The sequence below is a fragment of the Sphingobacterium multivorum genome (assembly GCF_900457465.1).
GTDB classification, from domain to species: domain Bacteria; phylum Bacteroidota; class Bacteroidia; order Sphingobacteriales; family Sphingobacteriaceae; genus Sphingobacterium; species Sphingobacterium multivorum.
On sequence record NZ_UAUU01000002.1, the window covers coordinates 204,358 to 222,647 of the forward strand.

18 protein-coding genes are annotated in these 18,290 nt (G+C 39.8%); 9 read left to right on the top strand and 9 right to left on the bottom strand.

Features of this window, described 5'->3' with window-relative positions:
* Positions 1-2: 2 nt before the first annotated feature.
* Complete coding sequence (locus DTA23_RS01045) at positions 3-3,140, bottom strand: SusC/RagA family TonB-linked outer membrane protein (RefSeq protein WP_112373579.1); 3,138 nt, start codon at positions 3,138-3,140, stop codon at positions 3-5.
* Positions 3,141-3,379: 239 nt separating this feature from the next.
* Between DTA23_RS01045 and DTA23_RS01050 the strand changes: the two genes are divergently transcribed.
* Positions 3,380-4,546: a purple acid phosphatase family protein gene (locus DTA23_RS01050; RefSeq protein ID WP_112373580.1), complete on the top strand. Its 1,167-nt coding sequence runs from the start codon at positions 3,380-3,382 to the stop codon at positions 4,544-4,546.
* 179 nt (positions 4,547-4,725) lie between these two features.
* Positions 4,726-5,247, top strand: coding sequence for a GNAT family N-acetyltransferase (locus tag DTA23_RS01055; protein WP_112373581.1), 522 nt, complete (start codon positions 4,726-4,728; stop codon positions 5,245-5,247).
* Here the strand turns inward: DTA23_RS01055 and DTA23_RS01060 are convergent.
* The gene (locus DTA23_RS01060; RefSeq protein ID WP_083296114.1) at positions 5,208-6,830 is read right to left on the bottom strand and encodes an ISL3 family transposase; all 1,623 of its coding nucleotides are present in this window, start codon (positions 6,828-6,830) and stop codon (positions 5,208-5,210) included. The two genes, DTA23_RS01055 and DTA23_RS01060, sit on opposite strands and share 40 nt — an antisense overlap.
* A 69-nt stretch (positions 6,831-6,899) precedes the next feature.
* Between DTA23_RS01060 and DTA23_RS01065 the strand changes: the two genes are divergently transcribed.
* The 4 genes from DTA23_RS01065 (at position 6,900) to DTA23_RS26865 (ending at position 10,168) form a co-directional block, all read left to right on the top strand.
* On the top strand, positions 6,900-7,367 hold the full coding sequence (locus tag DTA23_RS01065) for a helix-turn-helix domain-containing protein (RefSeq protein ID WP_070569990.1): 468 nt from the start codon (positions 6,900-6,902) through the stop codon (positions 7,365-7,367).
* A 265-nt stretch (positions 7,368-7,632) separates the two neighbouring features.
* A complete protein-coding gene (gene istA, locus DTA23_RS01070) occupies positions 7,633-9,177 on the top strand; it encodes an IS21 family transposase (RefSeq protein WP_204990975.1) in 1,545 nt (514 codons plus the stop codon).
* A 26-nt stretch (positions 9,178-9,203) separates the two neighbouring features.
* The gene (istB, locus tag DTA23_RS01075) at positions 9,204-9,935 is read left to right on the top strand and encodes an IS21-like element helper ATPase IstB (protein WP_112373582.1); all 732 of its coding nucleotides are present in this window, start codon (positions 9,204-9,206) and stop codon (positions 9,933-9,935) included.
* A gap of 44 nt (positions 9,936-9,979) precedes the next feature.
* Positions 9,980-10,168 (top strand): GNAT family protein, encoded by a 189-nt coding sequence (locus DTA23_RS26865; RefSeq protein ID WP_146752989.1) that lies wholly within the window; start codon positions 9,980-9,982, stop codon positions 10,166-10,168.
* Between the two features lie 22 nt (positions 10,169-10,190).
* On the opposite strand, the gene DTA23_RS01080 is transcribed toward DTA23_RS26865, so the two are convergent.
* From DTA23_RS01080 to DTA23_RS27390, 4 genes are all read right to left on the bottom strand, one after another.
* Entirely contained in the window at positions 10,191-11,036 is an 846-nt protein-coding gene (locus DTA23_RS01080) for an alpha/beta hydrolase (protein WP_204990974.1), read from the bottom strand.
* Positions 11,037-11,223: 187 nt separating this feature from the next.
* On the bottom strand, positions 11,224-11,445 hold the full coding sequence (locus DTA23_RS01085) for a methyltransferase type 11 (protein WP_070565219.1): 222 nt from the start codon (positions 11,443-11,445) through the stop codon (positions 11,224-11,226).
* 157 nt (positions 11,446-11,602) lie between these two features.
* Positions 11,603-11,731: a hypothetical protein gene (locus tag DTA23_RS28280; RefSeq protein ID WP_256602545.1), complete on the bottom strand. Its 129-nt coding sequence runs from the start codon at positions 11,729-11,731 to the stop codon at positions 11,603-11,605.
* Between the two features lie 213 nt (positions 11,732-11,944).
* Positions 11,945-12,160: a hypothetical protein gene (locus DTA23_RS27390; RefSeq protein ID WP_070565216.1), complete on the bottom strand. Its 216-nt coding sequence runs from the start codon at positions 12,158-12,160 to the stop codon at positions 11,945-11,947.
* 321 nt (positions 12,161-12,481) lie between these two features.
* Here DTA23_RS27390 and DTA23_RS28285 point away from each other — a divergent pair, with 321 nt between their 5' ends.
* Together DTA23_RS28285 and DTA23_RS01095 are read left to right on the top strand one after the other, a co-directional pair.
* Positions 12,482-13,288: a YncE family protein gene (locus DTA23_RS28285; RefSeq protein ID WP_239468811.1), complete on the top strand. Its 807-nt coding sequence runs from the start codon at positions 12,482-12,484 to the stop codon at positions 13,286-13,288.
* Positions 13,289-13,303: 15 nt separating this feature from the next.
* Positions 13,304-14,941, top strand: coding sequence for a bifunctional YncE family protein/alkaline phosphatase family protein (locus DTA23_RS01095; RefSeq protein WP_239468810.1), 1,638 nt, complete (start codon positions 13,304-13,306; stop codon positions 14,939-14,941).
* A 71-nt stretch (positions 14,942-15,012) separates the two neighbouring features.
* Here the strand turns inward: DTA23_RS01095 and DTA23_RS01100 are convergent, their stop codons facing one another.
* From DTA23_RS01100 to DTA23_RS01110, 3 genes are all read right to left on the bottom strand, one after another.
* Complete coding sequence (locus DTA23_RS01100; protein ID WP_112373583.1) at positions 15,013-15,363, bottom strand: HD domain-containing protein; 351 nt, start codon at positions 15,361-15,363, stop codon at positions 15,013-15,015.
* A 9-nt stretch (positions 15,364-15,372) separates the two neighbouring features.
* Entirely contained in the window at positions 15,373-16,719 is a 1,347-nt protein-coding gene (locus tag DTA23_RS28290; protein WP_112373584.1) for an IS5 family transposase, read from the bottom strand.
* 108 nt (positions 16,720-16,827) lie between these two features.
* A complete protein-coding gene (locus DTA23_RS01110; protein WP_239468808.1) occupies positions 16,828-17,079 on the bottom strand; it encodes an HD domain-containing protein in 252 nt (83 codons plus the stop codon).
* A gap of 181 nt (positions 17,080-17,260) precedes the next feature.
* Here DTA23_RS01110 and DTA23_RS01115 point away from each other — a divergent pair, with 181 nt between their 5' ends.
* Positions 17,261-18,283, top strand: coding sequence for an LLM class flavin-dependent oxidoreductase (locus DTA23_RS01115; RefSeq protein ID WP_112373585.1), 1,023 nt, complete (start codon positions 17,261-17,263; stop codon positions 18,281-18,283).
* Positions 18,284-18,290: the final 7 nt, after the last annotated feature.

An 18,290-nucleotide genomic window follows, 5' to 3' on the forward strand; every position in this document is an offset into this window, starting at 1 on the left:
TCTTAAAAAGTTAGTTCAAATCCTAATGTATATTTTCTTGGAATCGGATAACCACCACCGTTATACTCTCCATATGGGTTTACAGCCTCGGCATCCGGCAATTTTTTTGATTTTTGCCAACGGGCAACATTATCCACTATACCAAAGAATCTCACTTTGGAAATACTCCATTTCTTGCTGATCCGTTCAGGGAGGTTGTAAGAAAAAATCAGGTTCTTAAATCGCATATAGGAACCATTTTCTAAAAAGAAAGTCTGCGCAGAGGTGTAATAGTAACGATAGGTGCCGATATCATATTTTGCGTATTCGGCCTTGTCGCCGGGCTGTTTCCAGATATTGAGTTTGTCCAGATCCCGTATCGAATAGTAAGCAAAATTTGAAGTCGCATCGCCCGAAGTGGAGTTACTGAATTGATCTGATTCAAAAAGATTCAGTACATCCCTCCCAAAACCGTAGGTAAAAAACAAAGTAAGCGAAAAGTCTTTATAACTAAAGACGTTATTCCAGCCTCCGGTCCACTTAAAATTAGGATCTCCAATCGCCCTTTTATCTGGATTAATACCACTATTAAATACGTCTACAAAATAATCGCCATCTATATCTTCAAAATAAAAATCTCCGGGATTGAATGTTCCATTGGAATTTCGATAGCGTTCGCCTGTATATGGATTGACCGGAATATCGTCCAGGGTCGAGAAAACCCCCAGAGTTTTATAGAGATAAAATGCATTGATCGGGCTGCCCACCGAGAGGATATGAGATTTATCAAATCGATCGCCATCCATGACCATATCGCGGCCGCCATTTGGCAGATTCATGATCCGATTCTTGACATAGGAAATATTTAAATTGGACCGCCAGCTCAATGTGGAGCTACGTGGGAACATATCAACAGACAATTGAATATCGACACCTGAATTGCGGATTCCTACCGAATTTGTTTTGGCGTAATCGTATCCGGACGTGACGGGAAGCATGACGTCAAATAGCCCATCATAGTTTTCCTTATTAAATACATCTACCATAGCTGTAAAACGTCCCTTGTACAATTCCATATCGACACCTAAATTCCATTGCCTATTGCGCTCCCAGCTGAGATTTTTTTGGGCAACGCCATTATTAAAGTTTGGTGTAATAGCCACTTGGCCATTATAGGAAGTTGCTCCGGAATTACCCTGATACCCCCCATTATTGACATTATAGAGATTATACTGCAAATAGTTACTTTTAGGGAGAGATCCGGTCAATCCATAACTTCCTCTAATTTTAAGTAAGGTGAATATAGGATTGTTTTTCAGAAAATCTTCTTCAGTTAAAATCCAGCCGACAGATGCGGACGGAAAATATCCCCATTTGTTGTTTTCTCCAAATCGGGACGATCCATCCGCACGGACAGCCCCTGAAAACAGGTATTTACTATCAAAATCATAGGAAAAGCGACCGAGATAGGACAGCTGTGACCACTTTTGCAAATCGGAGTTGGCACCGATGTTATTTTGCAGAAATCCTGTAACCACTTGGATCTGATCCGATACCCCCTGACTACCCCATGCGGATACATTTTGCATTTTATTTTTTTCCGCTTCCTGACCCAGTAGTACATTTAAAGAGTGTTTTCCAAACTGTTTGATATAAGTTAAAAAGTTCGATATCCTGACTTGGCTATTCTCATAAGAATAAGCTGACGAATAATTACCGGCACCGCTCATCAAAGCTGATGGCCTATTATAAGCCCTATTGGCCATATCTTTGATATAGGCGGATTGGGAAGTAAAAGTTAATCCTGGTGCAATATTGAAAATCAGATTTAGATTGGTATTCAGATTAGAAGATTCATTGTTATCTAGACTACTATTATAGGTACCCAAAAGGTAAGTTTTTTTTGCATCTGAAAGATTAAAAAGTGATGATGGCATACTACCGGCACTCAAGGCAATTGGGCTCACGTCACTCCCGCTTCCTCGCGCTCGCTTATTATACGAATAGGCCACAATGGGATTGATCGTTAAACGTTCATTGATTGCCTTACTGGACAAATTGAGCCTTCCAGTATAGCGTTTAAATCCGGTTGCTTTAATGATTCCCGCCTCATCGTAATAGTTCCCACTAAAACGATATGAACTAATCGCTGACCCGCCGCTAACAGAAAGATCTGCACTCTTAATCTTTCCTTTTTGGTAGAATAGATCCTGCCAATCTGTATTCCCATTGAATGCAGGGTTCAACGAATCGGTAAGCATAAAGGGCAGATTTCTGAAATCGTTGGAAGAAAGCTGATTCTTTAGTATCCTCATCTTCTGCTCACGCTCGGTTCTTCCGAGTGTCACTTCACGGAGTTCGGGCCGTTGCGTTAGACCACCATATCCGGTTAACATAAAACGCGGATCTCCGTTACGCCCTTTTTTCGTCGTGATCATGATCACCCCATTTGCTGCCCTAGAACCATAAATTGCGGCGGCAGAAGCATCTCGGAGCACATCCACAGATTCGATATCATTCGGATTCAGACCTGCTAGATAATTTGTTCCTGTTCCTGTATTCGGGCCTACAAATTGTTCCGTTGGCTGCGGAACTCCGTCAATAACATAGAGTGGATTACTAATGACATTGTAATAATCGTCATTGGAGTAATTCAGGCTAACGGCCGATGTACCACGAACAGCCAATGTCGGCGAAGCACCTGGAGCGCCAGAAAAATTCTGAACGTTGACGCCGGCCAATCTTCCCTGAAGCAACATATCAAAACTGGCTGCCGGAAGATTTTCCAGATCTTTACCCGAAATACTTGAAATCGCAGCGGTCGCTTTTTTGCGGGAGGTACTCTGGTAACCGATCACTACGGCTTCATCTAGAATACTCAATGTTTCGACCAGGGTAAAGGTCATTTTGCCTGCCTCGGGAATGGGTTGACGAGCCCGCTCGTATCCGATAAAACTTGTCTCTAAGATATCTCCGGATTTACCTGAAATCTTAAAATTCCCCTGATCATCGGTCTGTGTACTGTTGGAAGTACTCGTGTTTCTCAAAGTTACTCCGGCCAATTGTTTACCATTTTTATCACGTACGGTTCCCGTGATCTGCTGGCCCAGTGCAATTAGTGAAGTTAGAAACACAGATAAAAATAAAACTATCTTTTTCATTTGTGTTTGATTAGGTGCTCTTACTTAGGTTATTCCAAATATAAGTGCCAAACACAGGTCACATTTTCTTAATTATTACCTGTTTACAGCACTTTTTTAGCAAAAAACAAAACGAGACATCTTTTAGTCTAGCAAGACTGTTACATTTCAATCCATAGCTTGTTCACACAATTTTATATCTTTAGCGCAAGAAAAAACCGATTTAGGTTCCAAAATCAATTATAGACCCAGGTAATACAATGACTAAACTAAAATGCATCATCCTATTGTTGTTCTTCAATTGTTTTATGGCAGTTGGTCAGGATGCGATCAGAATAAATCACTTACCTTTCATTCAAGGATTAACAGAGCAATCTGTTTCCATTATTTGGACGACAGACAAGCCTGCTACTGGCTGGGTTGAGCTGGCCCCAGATGACTCCAGTCACTTTTACTTTAAGGAAAGACCAAAATATTATGCGGCTGCCTATGGCTTCAAAAAAGTAGGTACGTTGCATCAAGTTACATTGAACAACCTAAAACCTGGAACACGCTATAGATATCGTGTGTATAGTCAAGAAGTCCTCAAACATGTTGGCGTCAATGTACAATATGGAAAAGTAGTAGCCAGTGATGTTTATCAAAAGGCTCCCTTATTTTTCCAAACCTTTGGCCATGCCAGCTCCACCCATTTTACAGTTGTCAATGATATTCATGAGCGCAATGAGGTACTCGATAAGCTACTGGATATCGGCAATCTAAAGACAAGTGACTTTGTGGTATTCAACGGTGATATGGTTAGTAATCTACTCAGTGAAACACAACTGTATGAGGGGTTCATGGATACCGCCATTAAAAAGTTCGCCAGTGAAAAACCAATGTTTTATGCAAGAGGCAATCATGAAACACGTGGACCTTTTGCCATTGAATATCCCAAATATTTCCCAACACCAACAGGTAAACTATATTACCAATTTAAGCATGGGAATACCGGTTTTATCGTCTTAGATTGCGGTGAAGACAAGCCCGATACCGACATTGAATATAGCGGTATTGTAGACATGGATAACTATAGAAGCGAACAAGCGGCCTGGTTAGCTCAAGCAGTTGAAAACCAGTCATTTAAAGATGCTAAATATAAGATCGTAATCTGCCATATGCCCCCTTTTGGTGGCTGGCACGGGGAACAGGAGATTTTGGAGAAATTTGTTCCTATCCTCAACAAAGCAGGGGCACAGATCATGCTCTCGGGTCATTTACACAAACACATTATCAAGGAAGCAACAAATAGCGTACAATTTCCAATTATTGTGAACTCCAACAATAATGTGCTACGCGTGGATTTAAATGATGAAAAAGGAATTTTTAGAATTCTCGACCAGCAAGGAAAAATGGTCGATCAGGTGGTCATCAAACCGTTAAAATAAGCGATATTGCTTATCGCTAATGAGAACAGCAGACAAATTCATAGCTGGTGAAACGAAATTAGGGCACTATATCCTTTATTTATTTTATTAAAATTCTATTAATTGTGGTATAATGCAGGAAACCTAATCATTAATTAGAGGATTGATATAACAATTTCAGATACACAAAGTATTAAATAATGATCAACTTAAAACCACTTTCTCTTAACGATATCTCACCATTTTATGAATGGATCAATGATGATATGTCTATTAAATATTCGCTTTCACTTTTTCAGTCATTGCACACAAAGGATCAAATCGACCATTGGTTTCATTCGGTTATCAATGACTTAACTAATTTTAACCGGGGAATTTTCCTCAACGACTCAAATAGATTGATAGGCTATGCCGGCATTTGCAATATTTCCAAAGCAAATAGATCGGGCGAGTATTTTATCTTTATAGGAGATCGTCAAGAGTGGGGAAAAGGGATAGGTTCAGAAGTCACTAGATTAATCCTCGGTATGGGATTTGAGGAACTAGGGCTCCACAGGATTATGCTCACTGTATCGGAACCAAATTATGCTGCAATAAAAGCCTATCAAAATGCAGGTGCATATTCCGCACCATACTACACCACCATTCCGCTCCAAAGTGGTTCTTCGTCAATTTTGGTGAATTATGCTGATTTTGCAAGTATCATTTTCCTCAATAGCTGAAATCCTGCCCTTCCGTACATTTTTCTTTTTATATTTTTTATTCGATTCACTTGTCCCTCAACCTGGCCGTTACTTACTGTTCTTACTACTGCATTATTCACTGCTTCATAGTCCCTTAAAAGGTTTTTAGCGAAATTTTTAAGCCCGCACTCTGATGTTGATGCCTCCTGAATCCATTTTTGTAACATTCCTTCTTTCTTGATAAGAAACAATTGTTTAAAGTCCTTTATCAACTGCTCCAGTTGTTTTATTTGAGGAAGCTTTTCAAATAATAATTCTAAAAATTCTTTATCATCTTCCTTAAGGTGTTTTGACTCCCTATAGAGCATTAAGGATAATTTGGTTGGCGACCAAGTTTTTGCTACCACCACCTGCGCCTTATATTTCATTCTACTAAGCCCCGGCATATTATAAACTTCATTCATCTTGTGGCAAAACTGGGTATACTTACCATTGAATCCCATCTGAACAATAGTGTTATGTAGTTCTCTATATGTTTTTCCGTGGTTCTCTTCGCTCAAAAGATAATTAATGAAGGATTCCAGGTTGGTGGAGTTTCTGGACTGTCTTTTCTCAAGTTTTTCCACGGATACATACCTTGCGACTGTTTTTCGATCCAGGTTTGTAATTCTGGCAATTTGTCTCAGCGTAATACCATTGGCATATAGCTCTTTAACCTTGTCGAATAGATATTGTTTATGTGCACCAATGTTTGCTGTAGAAATCGTTGCTAGAACTTCTAAATTTGCTTCAACAGGCCCGGTAACTTCCGTTAATGTAGGTTCTTTTCTTTTGGGATCATTATAAAGCTTAAATATTTCCTTCAATTCTTTTGCTTTTGATTGTAAGACTTTTTTAGCTGCTTCCCCTAAGTTCATAATTAGGTGAAAGCGGTCGGCTACCTGAATGGCATCAGGGGCCCCTGTTTTTATACCCAAAGCATATGGGCCATAGCGATCTCTGGATACTACTTTTATTTCTGGATGATTCTTCAGCCACTCTGCCAGCGTATCCGATTCACGATCCGGAAGTAAATCTATCACTTCTTTCCGTTCTAAATCCACAATAACGGTTCCGTAGGTACTTCCTTTTTTGAATGCCCAATCATCTACGCCAATTACCCCAGATGTCAAAGCCTTAGGTTGTATATCTACTCCCTGAATCACTCTTAACATAGTGGAGGAGCTAACCGGCAGTCCAACATAGCGACTAATTGCTGAACCTCTATTTCCTCCCAATTCAAGCCCCATTTTAAAAAGAAGTTCATTTGAACGAATCATTCTTCTATAATATGGCCTGATTTCACAATCGAAGCGTTCAGTAAAAACCTTTCGATGACAGACTGAATTATCACAAAAATACTTCCTAGCCCTGAGCTTGATTTTTACTAAATATCCGGAAACAGGAAGGTCTAAAAGAGTTCGGAAATATCTACTATGAACCCTATCACTCGTAATGCCACAAATAGGGCATGTTGAGTGTTTTTGATAAGCGTACGTACTAATATAAAGCTCTCCTAGAGAGGTGTACGTTGTTTCAGCTTTTAACTGTAAATTGGGAGGAAGTACAAATTCTGGAATCATAACTAAAAGTATAATATTAAATTACACATAATAATTTATATATTTGTTGTTTAGAAAAAATAAATTACAGTGGGAAAATCAGTCTTACAAATTCAGCGATCAGACGCAACAGAGATAAAGAAATTATTAAATACAAATGATGCTTATACCGTTGGTATAAGGCTATACATGGTATATCTTGTTGCATTAGGCTATTCGAGCAGACGGTTGTCTGAACTACATAATATCAGCTTCAAGCAGATAACAAATTGGGTTCATAGATTTGAAAAAGAAGGTATTGAAGGATTAAAAGATAAGAAAGGGCGCGGTAGACGGAGCAATTTATCAAACGAACAACTCGAAAGAATCAAAAACTTGGTCATAAACGAAAAACCCTCGGATCATGGATATCAATCAGTAAAGTGGACAGGCCCTCTTTTGGCTCAATGGATTGATAAAGAATATGGCTTAGCATATCAAAAGGCACAAGTCTATAACTTGCTCGAAAAGGTTGGAATTGTGTTTGAAAAGAAAAAAGGTTTAGTTTATAAAGTGTAATTATTTAACGTACTTTCACCAAAATTGACGAAGAACCTCCAAAGTACACCAGTGATTCCGCTGCAAAATACACCACTTTGGTGTAAATTTTTAGCAGTCTAATTATAGGTTGACGGTCTTTTACACTGTTCTAGAAAGACTGCCATTCCGACACAAAGTGCACCAATAATTCCGCGGCAAACTACACCACTGGATATTTAAGAAAAAAAGATTGCTAAGTTGGGCCTGTATTAGACCTAACGACATGGCAAACAGACCTCTAAATATGCAGAAGATAAGACAGATATTGCTGTTTTTGGAACGTGGCTTTTCCCAGCGTTCCATCGAAAGGGAGACCGGTATCAATAGACGTACCATCGCAGGTTATTTGCAGCGGTTTGCCGACAGCGGATTCAGTATTGCGGAACTGCTCCTTTTTTCCGATGCCGAGCTGGAGGCTTATCTTAATGCGGGCAAAGCGGAACAGATAGAAAAAGATCCCCGCCGGATACATCTTGAATCGCAGTTTTCCTATCTATTTTCCGAACTCCGTCGTGTAGGTGTTACGCGTCAGCTGTTATGGCAGGAATATATCATTGAATATCCCGATGGCTTTGGCTATTCCAGATTCTGTGAGCTTCTTCAGGAACATATCCGCAAACAGGGAGCTACCATGCGTTTTGAACATGAGCCCGGGAAGCTGCTGCAGGTAGACTTTGCTGGTGATATGCTGCATTATGTGGATACCGACAGTGGTGAACTGATAGCCTGTCCTGTTCTGGTGGCCGTATTGCCTTTTAGCGGCTATAGTTATGTGGAAGCGCTCATTAATGCATCCCTGCCGCAGGTATTGCGGGCGCTTAACAATGCCCTTGGCTATTTTGGGGGCGTACCCTTATCGGTAAAGTCGGACAATATGAAACAATGGGTCGTGCGCAGTAACCGTTACGAACCAAAGTTCGCCGATATGCTGGAGCAATGGGCCAATCATAATAACATAGCGCTTCTTGCCACACGTCCTGCAAAACCCAGGGATAAGGCATCAGTGGAAGGTGCTGTTAAAATAACCTATCAACGGATATACGCTCCACTCCGAAATGAGACCTTTAAAAGTATCAGCGAACTGAATCTGGCGATAGGTCTACAGCTTAAAGAGCACCATCAGAAAAACTTCCAGCGCAAGACTTTCAGCAGAACAGAGCTTTTTGAAAGTAGTGAGAAACCGATCTTAAATCCGTTGCCGGAAAGTTCTTTCATAATGAAACACTATACACGTGCAAAGGTGCAACGTGATTATCATGTGGTACTGGGTGAGGACTGGCACTTCTACAGCGTACCTTCCAAACATATCGGGAGCACGGTAAATATTATTTATTGTACCGATACCGTTGAAATATACATCGGAAACGTCCGTGTAGCCCTTCACAGGCGCAGCTATAAAAAACACGGTTATACGACCGACAGAAATCATGAACCACCACATCACCGCCAATTTCGCGAGCGCCTGGCCTGGAATCCCGATGACTATCTTTCAAGGGCAGAAAAATACGGTGTTGCCACCCGCGAATACTTTCAAAAGGTAATGGATAGCAAACTGATCATAGACCAATCTTATCAAGCCTGTCAGGGACTCCTCAGGCTGGCATCGCTTTATCCAGACCGCATAGAAGCCGCCTGCCAAAGAGGGCTAAAAGGCCACCGCTTTAATTATATGGCCATAAAAAATATCCTTGACAACAAGATGGACATGCTGGAAAAAGATGATCGGCACACTGCCGGTTATAGCATTCCACTACACCGGAACATCCGGGGGGCTGATGAATACAAATAAAACAGACACATAAATCAACAACAGAAATGAACACAGATCAAACTATCGAACAGCTCAGATCAATGCGCCTGACTGGCATGGCCCGCCGCTATGAAGCAGTCGCCTCCTTACCAGTACACGAAATCCAGGATGTCCATGAACTATTGGGATCCATGGTACAGGCCGAACTGGAATACCGTGACCATACCAGAACCCAGAAATATCTCAAAGCCAGCCGGCTCAGGTACAACGCTCTTCCTGAAGAGATCATCTGCAATGCAGAAAGGGGCATCACACGTGAACAGGTACTTCGACTTTCAGACGGCTCTTTTATACATCGTGGAGAAAATGTTCTTATCACAGGAGCTACAGGTTCAGGTAAAAGCTTTTTGGCCTGTGCGCTGGGAAGGTCGGCTTGTCTGCTGGGCTTTAAAACGCTATACTTCAGTATGAACCGCTTTATGGATACCGTTGTACAGACCAGGCTTGATGGTACTTATCTGAAATGGATAAAGGGAATTGCAAACCAAAAGTTACTCATATTGGATGACTTCGGGTTAAAATCAATAGACGCTGACACTCGGCTTGCACTGCTAGATATATTGGAAGACCGATATGGAAATAGCTCTGTTGTCATAACTTCTCAGCTACCGATTGAAGCATGGTACAACTTTATTGATGAGCCAACACTTGCGGATGCGATAATGGACAGATTGACAGCTTCCGCACACAGACTCTCGCTACAGGGCAAGTCGTTAAGAAAGAAAAAAAATCATTAAGTTTGAAAAGTTAATACAATCCAGTTGTAAAATAGCTCGGGTTATTGGTCACTAAATCTGGTGTACTTTCGTCCGGAACCCGTGGTGTACTTTTGTCGGAATATTCAGCAGGCTTTAAACTCGAAGGGAGAATGCGTGAAGCCTGTTTTAGAGACAATCAATTTCACGATAAACTATTCATGTCAGTTTTGGAAGAAGAGTGGAACAACGAAGTACAGCTAAGTGTAAAATGAAATTAAACACCGTATAACCAGACTACTCCTTTGAATAGACAGTTTTTGGATACAGTTTCTTAAAAGCATTGTAGACAGCTTGATGTATTACTGTTGAATGCAATTCATCAGGTATGTAATCAAATACAAAATGAGTCTTATTATTTCGTTTAAGAATCTCAGATAACGCTATAGCCTCATCATACATTCTTATGTCTTCTTCCTTGTTGGGGATACCGAGATAAACCTTTATATTTTTTTTCAAATTAGTTTGCAGAAACTTCTCCCCATGCGTCAATAAAGACTCTTCTCCCCACCATAAACTTGGACTTATAATAATATAATCATCAAATAATTCGGGTTGTTTAAATAATATTTCTGATGAAAAAAGTCCTGCCAATGATTCTCCAATTAAAGTCTGTTTTCCGTTCGATTTAAAATTGCCATTTATATAAGGGATCAATTCATTTTTCAGGAATATCCGGTATTTTTCTGAACCACCATACGAAGGAAAGCTCGCTTTTTGAAAACCTTCCTTTTCTATAAAATCTGTGTTTTCAACAGGGAAGGTAAAATCTCTCCTTCGTGTGTTTCCACCGATTCCAACAACAATACTTTGCGGGAATCTATCGATCCAGGGTTGTGTACTGAAACGTACAATACCGGCTATATGAAAAAAATCTTCATCCATACTACCATCAAGAACATATACTACTGGATAGCGAACAGAATCATTGGGGTTATAATTGTCGGGAAGATGAATGTTGATCATTCTGTCTTCAGCCAAAACTTTTGAATGCAATATCTCTGATGTGCCTATCGTTAACGGTGTTCCATTTTGTGCAAAACAGTCTGTATTAAGAATAAAGAGCATTAAAAAAATGAGCATGCTATTGCCTATCATATCCGATATATTACGCTTACCAACAATGTTTTTTTGAGTAATCTTATATTGAAATACTTGACTATTAGACATAACATCCTTAGGGACTGCCAACAGTTTTGTTCAACAAATTACCAGCGCAATTTACAACGAAAATTAATATAATAGTTAGCTTTTTATTTTTTATGAATGATTAAATGATTCTTTCGCAACGATAACCCCACTCAAACATCTTTCTAACAATGCTGTTGGTCTCAATTTCCAATTGCGAAGATTCAATTCTTAGAATACGTTCTTCATCTTCAAGATCGAAGTTAATTTTATAAGATGAAAACAGGCTGACAAGAGTTGCAACAATTTGCTGTGCATCTTTCATTCGATAAACATTGGTTTTAAATATTTCGACTCGTTTCATTAGATCTGATTAAGTTCCATTCAAGAAATACGGTATTAGTCCTATTCCGTTTACTCATTCTAAACTACAATACGGGGCGTGCAACAGCTACAAAATTTAGATAAAGACAGTAAAAAACTCGGTAAATATGGGAAATTAAACGGTGAACATCGAGTTGCTATTTAATAACTGAATTGTAACCGTTCATAAATCCCTGAATAAGTTCTGGTAGATTCAATAATAGAAATACGCAAATGACAATAGCAATAATGGCATAAAAAAACCACGACGAACTTTTCTTTTTCATAACAAGCTATTTAAGAATAATCAATTTAAAAATATAGGCTTCCCAAAGCTAGAAATTACGCTAGAGCTCTACACAAATGAACAGATGCCGTAACATACCCTTTGGATTTTTCACTATAACTCAATATACGAAATTAATCTATATAACAAAAAAGTAATTTAAAAATTATATTTTTCAAAATAAAAACAGCAGCTTCAAATAAGAAAGTTCATGTTATAAAATGGAATCTTTGCAGTCGGTATATAAATGAATCTTATCTTGCCGCATACTGTGTAAGGTATTAGGCTTTACAGTGCCATTGATTGAAGATTTATATTCTACCATCGTGTCTCCAATATTGGCCTGGGAATCTTTAGTTTTCACATTGGTAGAGAGGCTTACCAATCCTACTATAGTTAAAATTGCCAATGAATTAAAGAAGTGTATCATAAATAAAGATTGAATAGTTTATCCGCCCAATTTCAAAAAACAAACTGTAAAACACCATAATTTTTCGGTGAAAAAACAATTTTCATCGGTAAACAACAGAGTTTTACCTATTAACCGATCACCCCTTGTTATAAACGATTACAAAGAGTATTCCGTGCAAAATTTTCTGATCAGTCCTATATTACAGATTTTCAGAGGCCCTTGACCATACTAAAAAACAGCGCGTCATCACCTACACTAAGTTCGCGGTCCAATATTAAGTTTTCTTTAATTTTAAAGCTTCCTATTTAGTCTGACTACTCAATTTCGTAAATATGTCCCATGAAAAGAATAGGAACATTTATTTTGACAACGTGTATGTTTGCAACCTCACAACTCACATTCAGTCAAAACAATATACAAAATAGGATTAGTTCAATTTTGGAAAGCAATAAAGTTGGACTACCAAATGGCTGGACACTAACCCCTGTTGGGAAACAGATAGAGCTCGGAGATTTACCGCTGAACTTAGTTATCAGTCATCATAAAAAGCTTGCAGCTGTCAGCAACAATGGACAAAGTACACAAACAATAGATCTTATCGATCTCGCTTCACAACGAAAAATCGATAGTATTGCTATACCAAAATCTTGGTATGGATTGGCTTTTTCGAGCGATGATAATACACTGTATACTTCTGGGGGACATGATAACATGATCAGGATCTATAAAATCAACGGTGGAAAAATTGCATCCAAAGATTCTATTGTTCTTAGCAAGCCATGGCCCAATAAAATAGGAATAGCCGGATTGGCTGTAGATGATAAAAACAAACAACAATTATATACTGTCACCAGAGAAGATAAAAAACTATATGTCATCGACTTAAAAACCAAAGCAACGAAAGCAACTTATGATTTGGGAGCTGAGGGGTATACCTGCCAGCTAACACCTGATGCAAAACAACTCTATATCAGCGTCTGGGGCGGAGAAAAGATTTTAGTATGGGATGTTACACAAAATAAGATAACCAAAGAGATCCCTGTGGGTAGCCACCCAAATGAAATTACGTTTAGTAAAAATGGTAAATGGCTTTTTGTCGCCAACGCAAATGACAACTCGGTATCCATAATCGATACTAAAACATGAGCAGTCGTAGAAACATTGAATGCAGCATTGTATCCTAATGCTCCAAGTGGATCGACCAGCAATGGTGTTGCTTTGTCCACAGATGGTAAAACCCTTTACATAGCCAATGCAGACAACAATTGTTTAGCAGTATTCGACGTAAGCAAGCCTGGGAGATCTATTTCGAAAGGATTTATTCCAGTGGGCTGGTATCCAACGAATGTAAAAGTAGTCGATAAAACAATTCTGGTTACAAATGGTAAAGGCTTATCATCCAAAGCTAATCCACAAGGTCCCAATCCGACAGACCAAAAGGAAAAAGTCGATCGTCATGCAGGCGACCTCAACAAACCAAAAGAGATACAATATATTGCTGGTCTTTTTAGGGGAACGTTAAGCTTTATACCTGATCCTAAACCAGAAGAACTCGCCCTATATTCTCGTGCGGTATATCGGAATACGCCCTATTCGAAAGAAAAAGAGCTGCAAACAGAGGGTGAAGCCGGCAACCCTATTCCAATGAAAGTTGGAGCCCCCTCTCCGATCAAATACGTATTTTATGTCATCAAAGAAAATCGTACCTACGATCAAGTTCTAGGTGATGTTAAACAAGGAAATGGAGACGCTTCACTTTGTTTATTCGGCGAAAAAATCACGCCTAATCAACACAAAATTGTCAATGAATTTGCACTTCTAGACAATTTCTATGTCGATGCGGAAGTTAGTGCGGATGGGCACAATTGGAGTATGGGTGCTTATGCCACCGACTATCTGGAGAAAACCTGGCCATCAAGCTATGGCGGTCGCGGCGGCACTTATGGAGGAGAAGGGGAACGAGAAATAGCCAACAATAAAGGCGGATTTATTTGGGATAATGCCAAGCGACATCAGGTATCTTATCGCACCTATGGTGAATTCGCAGATAAAGGAAAACCCAACGTAAAATCTTTGGAAGGGCATGTTGCCACTGGATATACAAGTTATGACCTGAGTGTTGCCGACACCACACGTATAAGACAATGGAAAGCTGATTTTGATCAACTCATCCAAAAAGGAGAAATGCCCCAATTGACAACCATTCGAATCAGCAACGACCATACGGAAGGGATGCGTGCCGGCAAAAAGTCCCCTTATGCTCATGTAGCGGACAATGACCTCGCTGTTGGGATGTTTGTTGACCATATCAGCAAGAGTCCAATCTGGAAAGAATCTGCGATCTTTATACTGGAAGATGATGCCCAGAATGGTCCTGACCATGTGGATGCACACCGTAGTCCTGCCTATTTGATTAGCCCTTATGTAAAAAGAAGATCTGTAGATCACACCATGTATTCAACCTCAGGGATGATTAGAACGATAGAGCTGATTTTAGGGATGAAACCAATGACGCAATACGACGCTGCTGCAACACCCATGTGGCGATCGTTTAGCAATAACCCCGATTATACTCCATTTGATCATGTCGACGCAAATGTAGATCTCAATGAGCGCAATCCAAGTAAAGGGAAACTAGCTGTATGGAGTGACAAATATGATTGGTCGAAAGAAGACGCGGTACCTGATTTGGTATTCAATGAAATTCTATGGAAGGGACTTAAAGGTGAATCTGCTCCAGCTCCAAAAAGAGCCGCCTTCCTAAAGGTAAGCGAACAAAAAGAGGATGATGACGATTAATGTATATTTATAAAACCACAATGGTCAGCAATAGTATCGGGATTACTGCTGGCCATTGATGAGTATCCTACCTACTCTCCTTTTTTCAGAATCCCCCGAGCAACTCCAGCATCAATCAATTTTTCTGCATATTCCCACAATACTGCTGAGCCATCCTTAATGACAGATTTTTTTTCATAAACCTTTTCATAATTTACACCAGGTTCATTCCAGGTTCCACCATTATTGGAACTATTCTGTAAAAGTGGCTCCAATCGATCCATCGCTCGTGCGAACTGTGCTTCCGGCGTTTGACCAGCTTCAAATTCTTCCCAGATCGCAATGAGTTCCTCTGCTTGCTGCCCAGGCAAAATTCCAAAAATCCGCTGAGCTGCCAAACGCTCCGCACTTGTATTGGTATGGTTTTTTCCTGTATCATAGATAGTCGTTCCTTAACAAAACCCACTATTTAATTTATTTTTAAAAACAGGATTAGAAAACAGCATAATTTGTATCTTATAAAATAAGAAAATAATTTTCTGTTTCAGTAGTTCCATCATTTTCTTCATGTTCCAAGCGGTTGCAGCTAGTAATGCATTGATTTGTGGTCCCGTTTCTCCCATGAAGTAATTTTTTGCCAGCCTAAAATCGGTTTTTAAATGTCCGATGATAGGTTCTATTGCCGCTCTGGTTCTAAATTTTTTGCGCTTTGTCTGCTTTTGATAAGCAGTGTCTTTTTTTCTTGGAGTGCTTGGGATGGAGATTTTCACGCCCTTTATTTCTGATTTTCCTCTGCCACCTCTATCGTAAAGGAGTTCTTTTGGGAGCTTTTGACCACCGGTTTCCATCTGTTCCAAAAGTGGTTCTATGGTGTGACCATCGTAAGGAGTTTGCAAAAATGCTTTAATCCCGAGAATGATTTTCTTGCCTTTGTTGGCGGTGGTTATCAAACCTACCTTATTCCCAAATTCATACTGGCTATGCGCTTTTCCTTTGGCAATACATCGGGTAAAAGGCTTGTGAATGCTGTAAATTTTATCGGCATCGTTTCTTTTTTGTGTGACAACCTTGGTGTACAATGTCATTAAATCTTTATAAAATTCTTGCTGTTCTGCATTAAAATTCCGTTGCAATTCACGAATCAGTCTCATGGCGATGGTTTTGAGCTGTCTTTGAGATTTCCTTGCCGCTTTTGCCCGCTTGGGATGTTTTCCGTTGTAGGTGTTGCGCACCATTTGTTTGCTGACTTTTGTGTAGCGTTGTCTTTGTTTTATGCCTTCATTTCCGGCTATTTTGTTGCAATAATCGATCACTTTTTTGCACAATTTTGCATCGGTAGGAAAAGAGGTATTATTCTCCTGAACGGTAGTATCGGACAAAACAAAATTTGAGGTGTTCGTCTTGGCATCGTGCATTCTTACGCTGTAGGCAAAGATTTTTTCGATACCTTTTTCGCCAATTCTTTTTCGGAAATGAACAAAATTACTCGGGTCACAAGGAAATTCGTGTTCAAAGAAAACCCTGCCACAAAAATGCTGCATATAAGGATTCATGATCCAGGCTTTTTCCAACGTCTCATCGCCCAAATTATACAAATGTTTCAGTAGCAAACAACCCACCATAAACCGAATCGGATGGCTCGGATTGCCCACTTTGGAATACAAGGGCGAAAATTCTTTCTCAAAATAATTCCAATCTATTTTTTCTGAAAGTAGAACAAGTTCATGCTCGTGGTCAATAAAATCCACCAACATTGGGCGGAATAATTCTGGCTTCTTTTCTGGATTTTTCCCCAACATATTTGCAAGGTTTTAAAGCTCGAAGATACAAATTCTTGCAATAAAAAACAAGCTATTTTAAACCCAAAATACTAATAATCAGTAAATTATAGGTGGTTTAAGGAGAGACTAGATAAAAGTATCACCTGCATCGATTTCGACGATATCATGTATCAATACCATTTTGACTACCTTCAATAAATCCACTGATTGATTTGCATGTTCTAAAAGCACAATAGCCATTAGGGCAAGATGCCAACTGTGTTCAGCGTCATTTTCGGGACGGTCACTATTGAAAAGTTTTGTCCTGCGCTGGATATATTTAATCTTGTCGATCTCCTTAATAAACTCGATCTGTTGTAATAATTTGTCTGAAAGCATCACTCTGAATCACTTATACAATTGAATAATACATAAAATTACTCTTTTTGAGCCACAGCCTACTTGTCATTTGGCAAATTCATTCAAACCATATATTATTGACACCCATCGGACAATCCAAACTACCGATATAATCGCAACATTTATTAAATTTGATTGACATCAAATCCCATTGTGATTTATGAAAAAAATAGGCTTTTTATCTTTTGGCCATTGGTCCAAGCATCCCGCATATAGTACGCAGACCGCAAGCGATACTTTATTGCAATCCATAGATCTAGCAGTAGCTGCTGAAGAAATAGGCATAGATGGTGCATATTTCCGTGTACACCATTTTGCGAATCAGCTAGCATCTCCCTTTCCTTTATTATCGGCCATTGGAGCCAAAACCTCAAAAATTGAGATCGGCACCGGTGTCATTGATATGCGCTATGAAAACCCCCTTTATATGGTGGAAGACGCTGGAGCTGCAGATCTAATCTCCGGGGGCAGATTGCAGCTCGGCATCAGCAGAGGATCGCCTGAACAAGTAATAGATGGTTGGCGTTACTTTGGTTACAATATCAACGAGGGCGAAACAGATGCTGATATGGGAAGGCAAAAAGCATTGGAATTTTTAGAAAAACTTAAAGGAATTGGTTTCGCTGAACCAAATCCCTATCCAATGTTTCCAAACCCGCCCGGTCTGCTGAGGCTCGAACCCCATTCGGAAGGGTTACGTGATCGTATCTGGTGGGGAGCAGCATCGAACGCCACGGCTGTATGGGCTGCTCAAAACAGAATGCACCTGCAAAGTTCCACTTTGAAATATGATGAAAATGGCAAACCTTTTCATATTCAGCAGGCCGAACAAATACGTTTATATAAAGAGGCCTGGAAAGCAGCAGGGCACCCTGGTGAACCCCGCGTTTCAGTCAGTCGATCCATATTCGCTCTGGTCGATGATTTAGATCGTTATTACTTCGGGCAAGAGGCTGACAAAACAGATAAAATTGGGGTAATCGAATCGGACAAGCGGACGATTTTTGGGCGAAGTTATGCCGCAGAACCAGATCAACTCGTGAAAGAATTAGCGCAAGATGAAGCAATACAGGAAGCAGACACGCTATTATTGACCATTCCAAATACGCTAGGGGTCGACTACAATGTCCACATTCTTTCAGCCATTTTGGAACACGTAGCTCCCGAACTTGGTTGGCGTTAACTCCTCT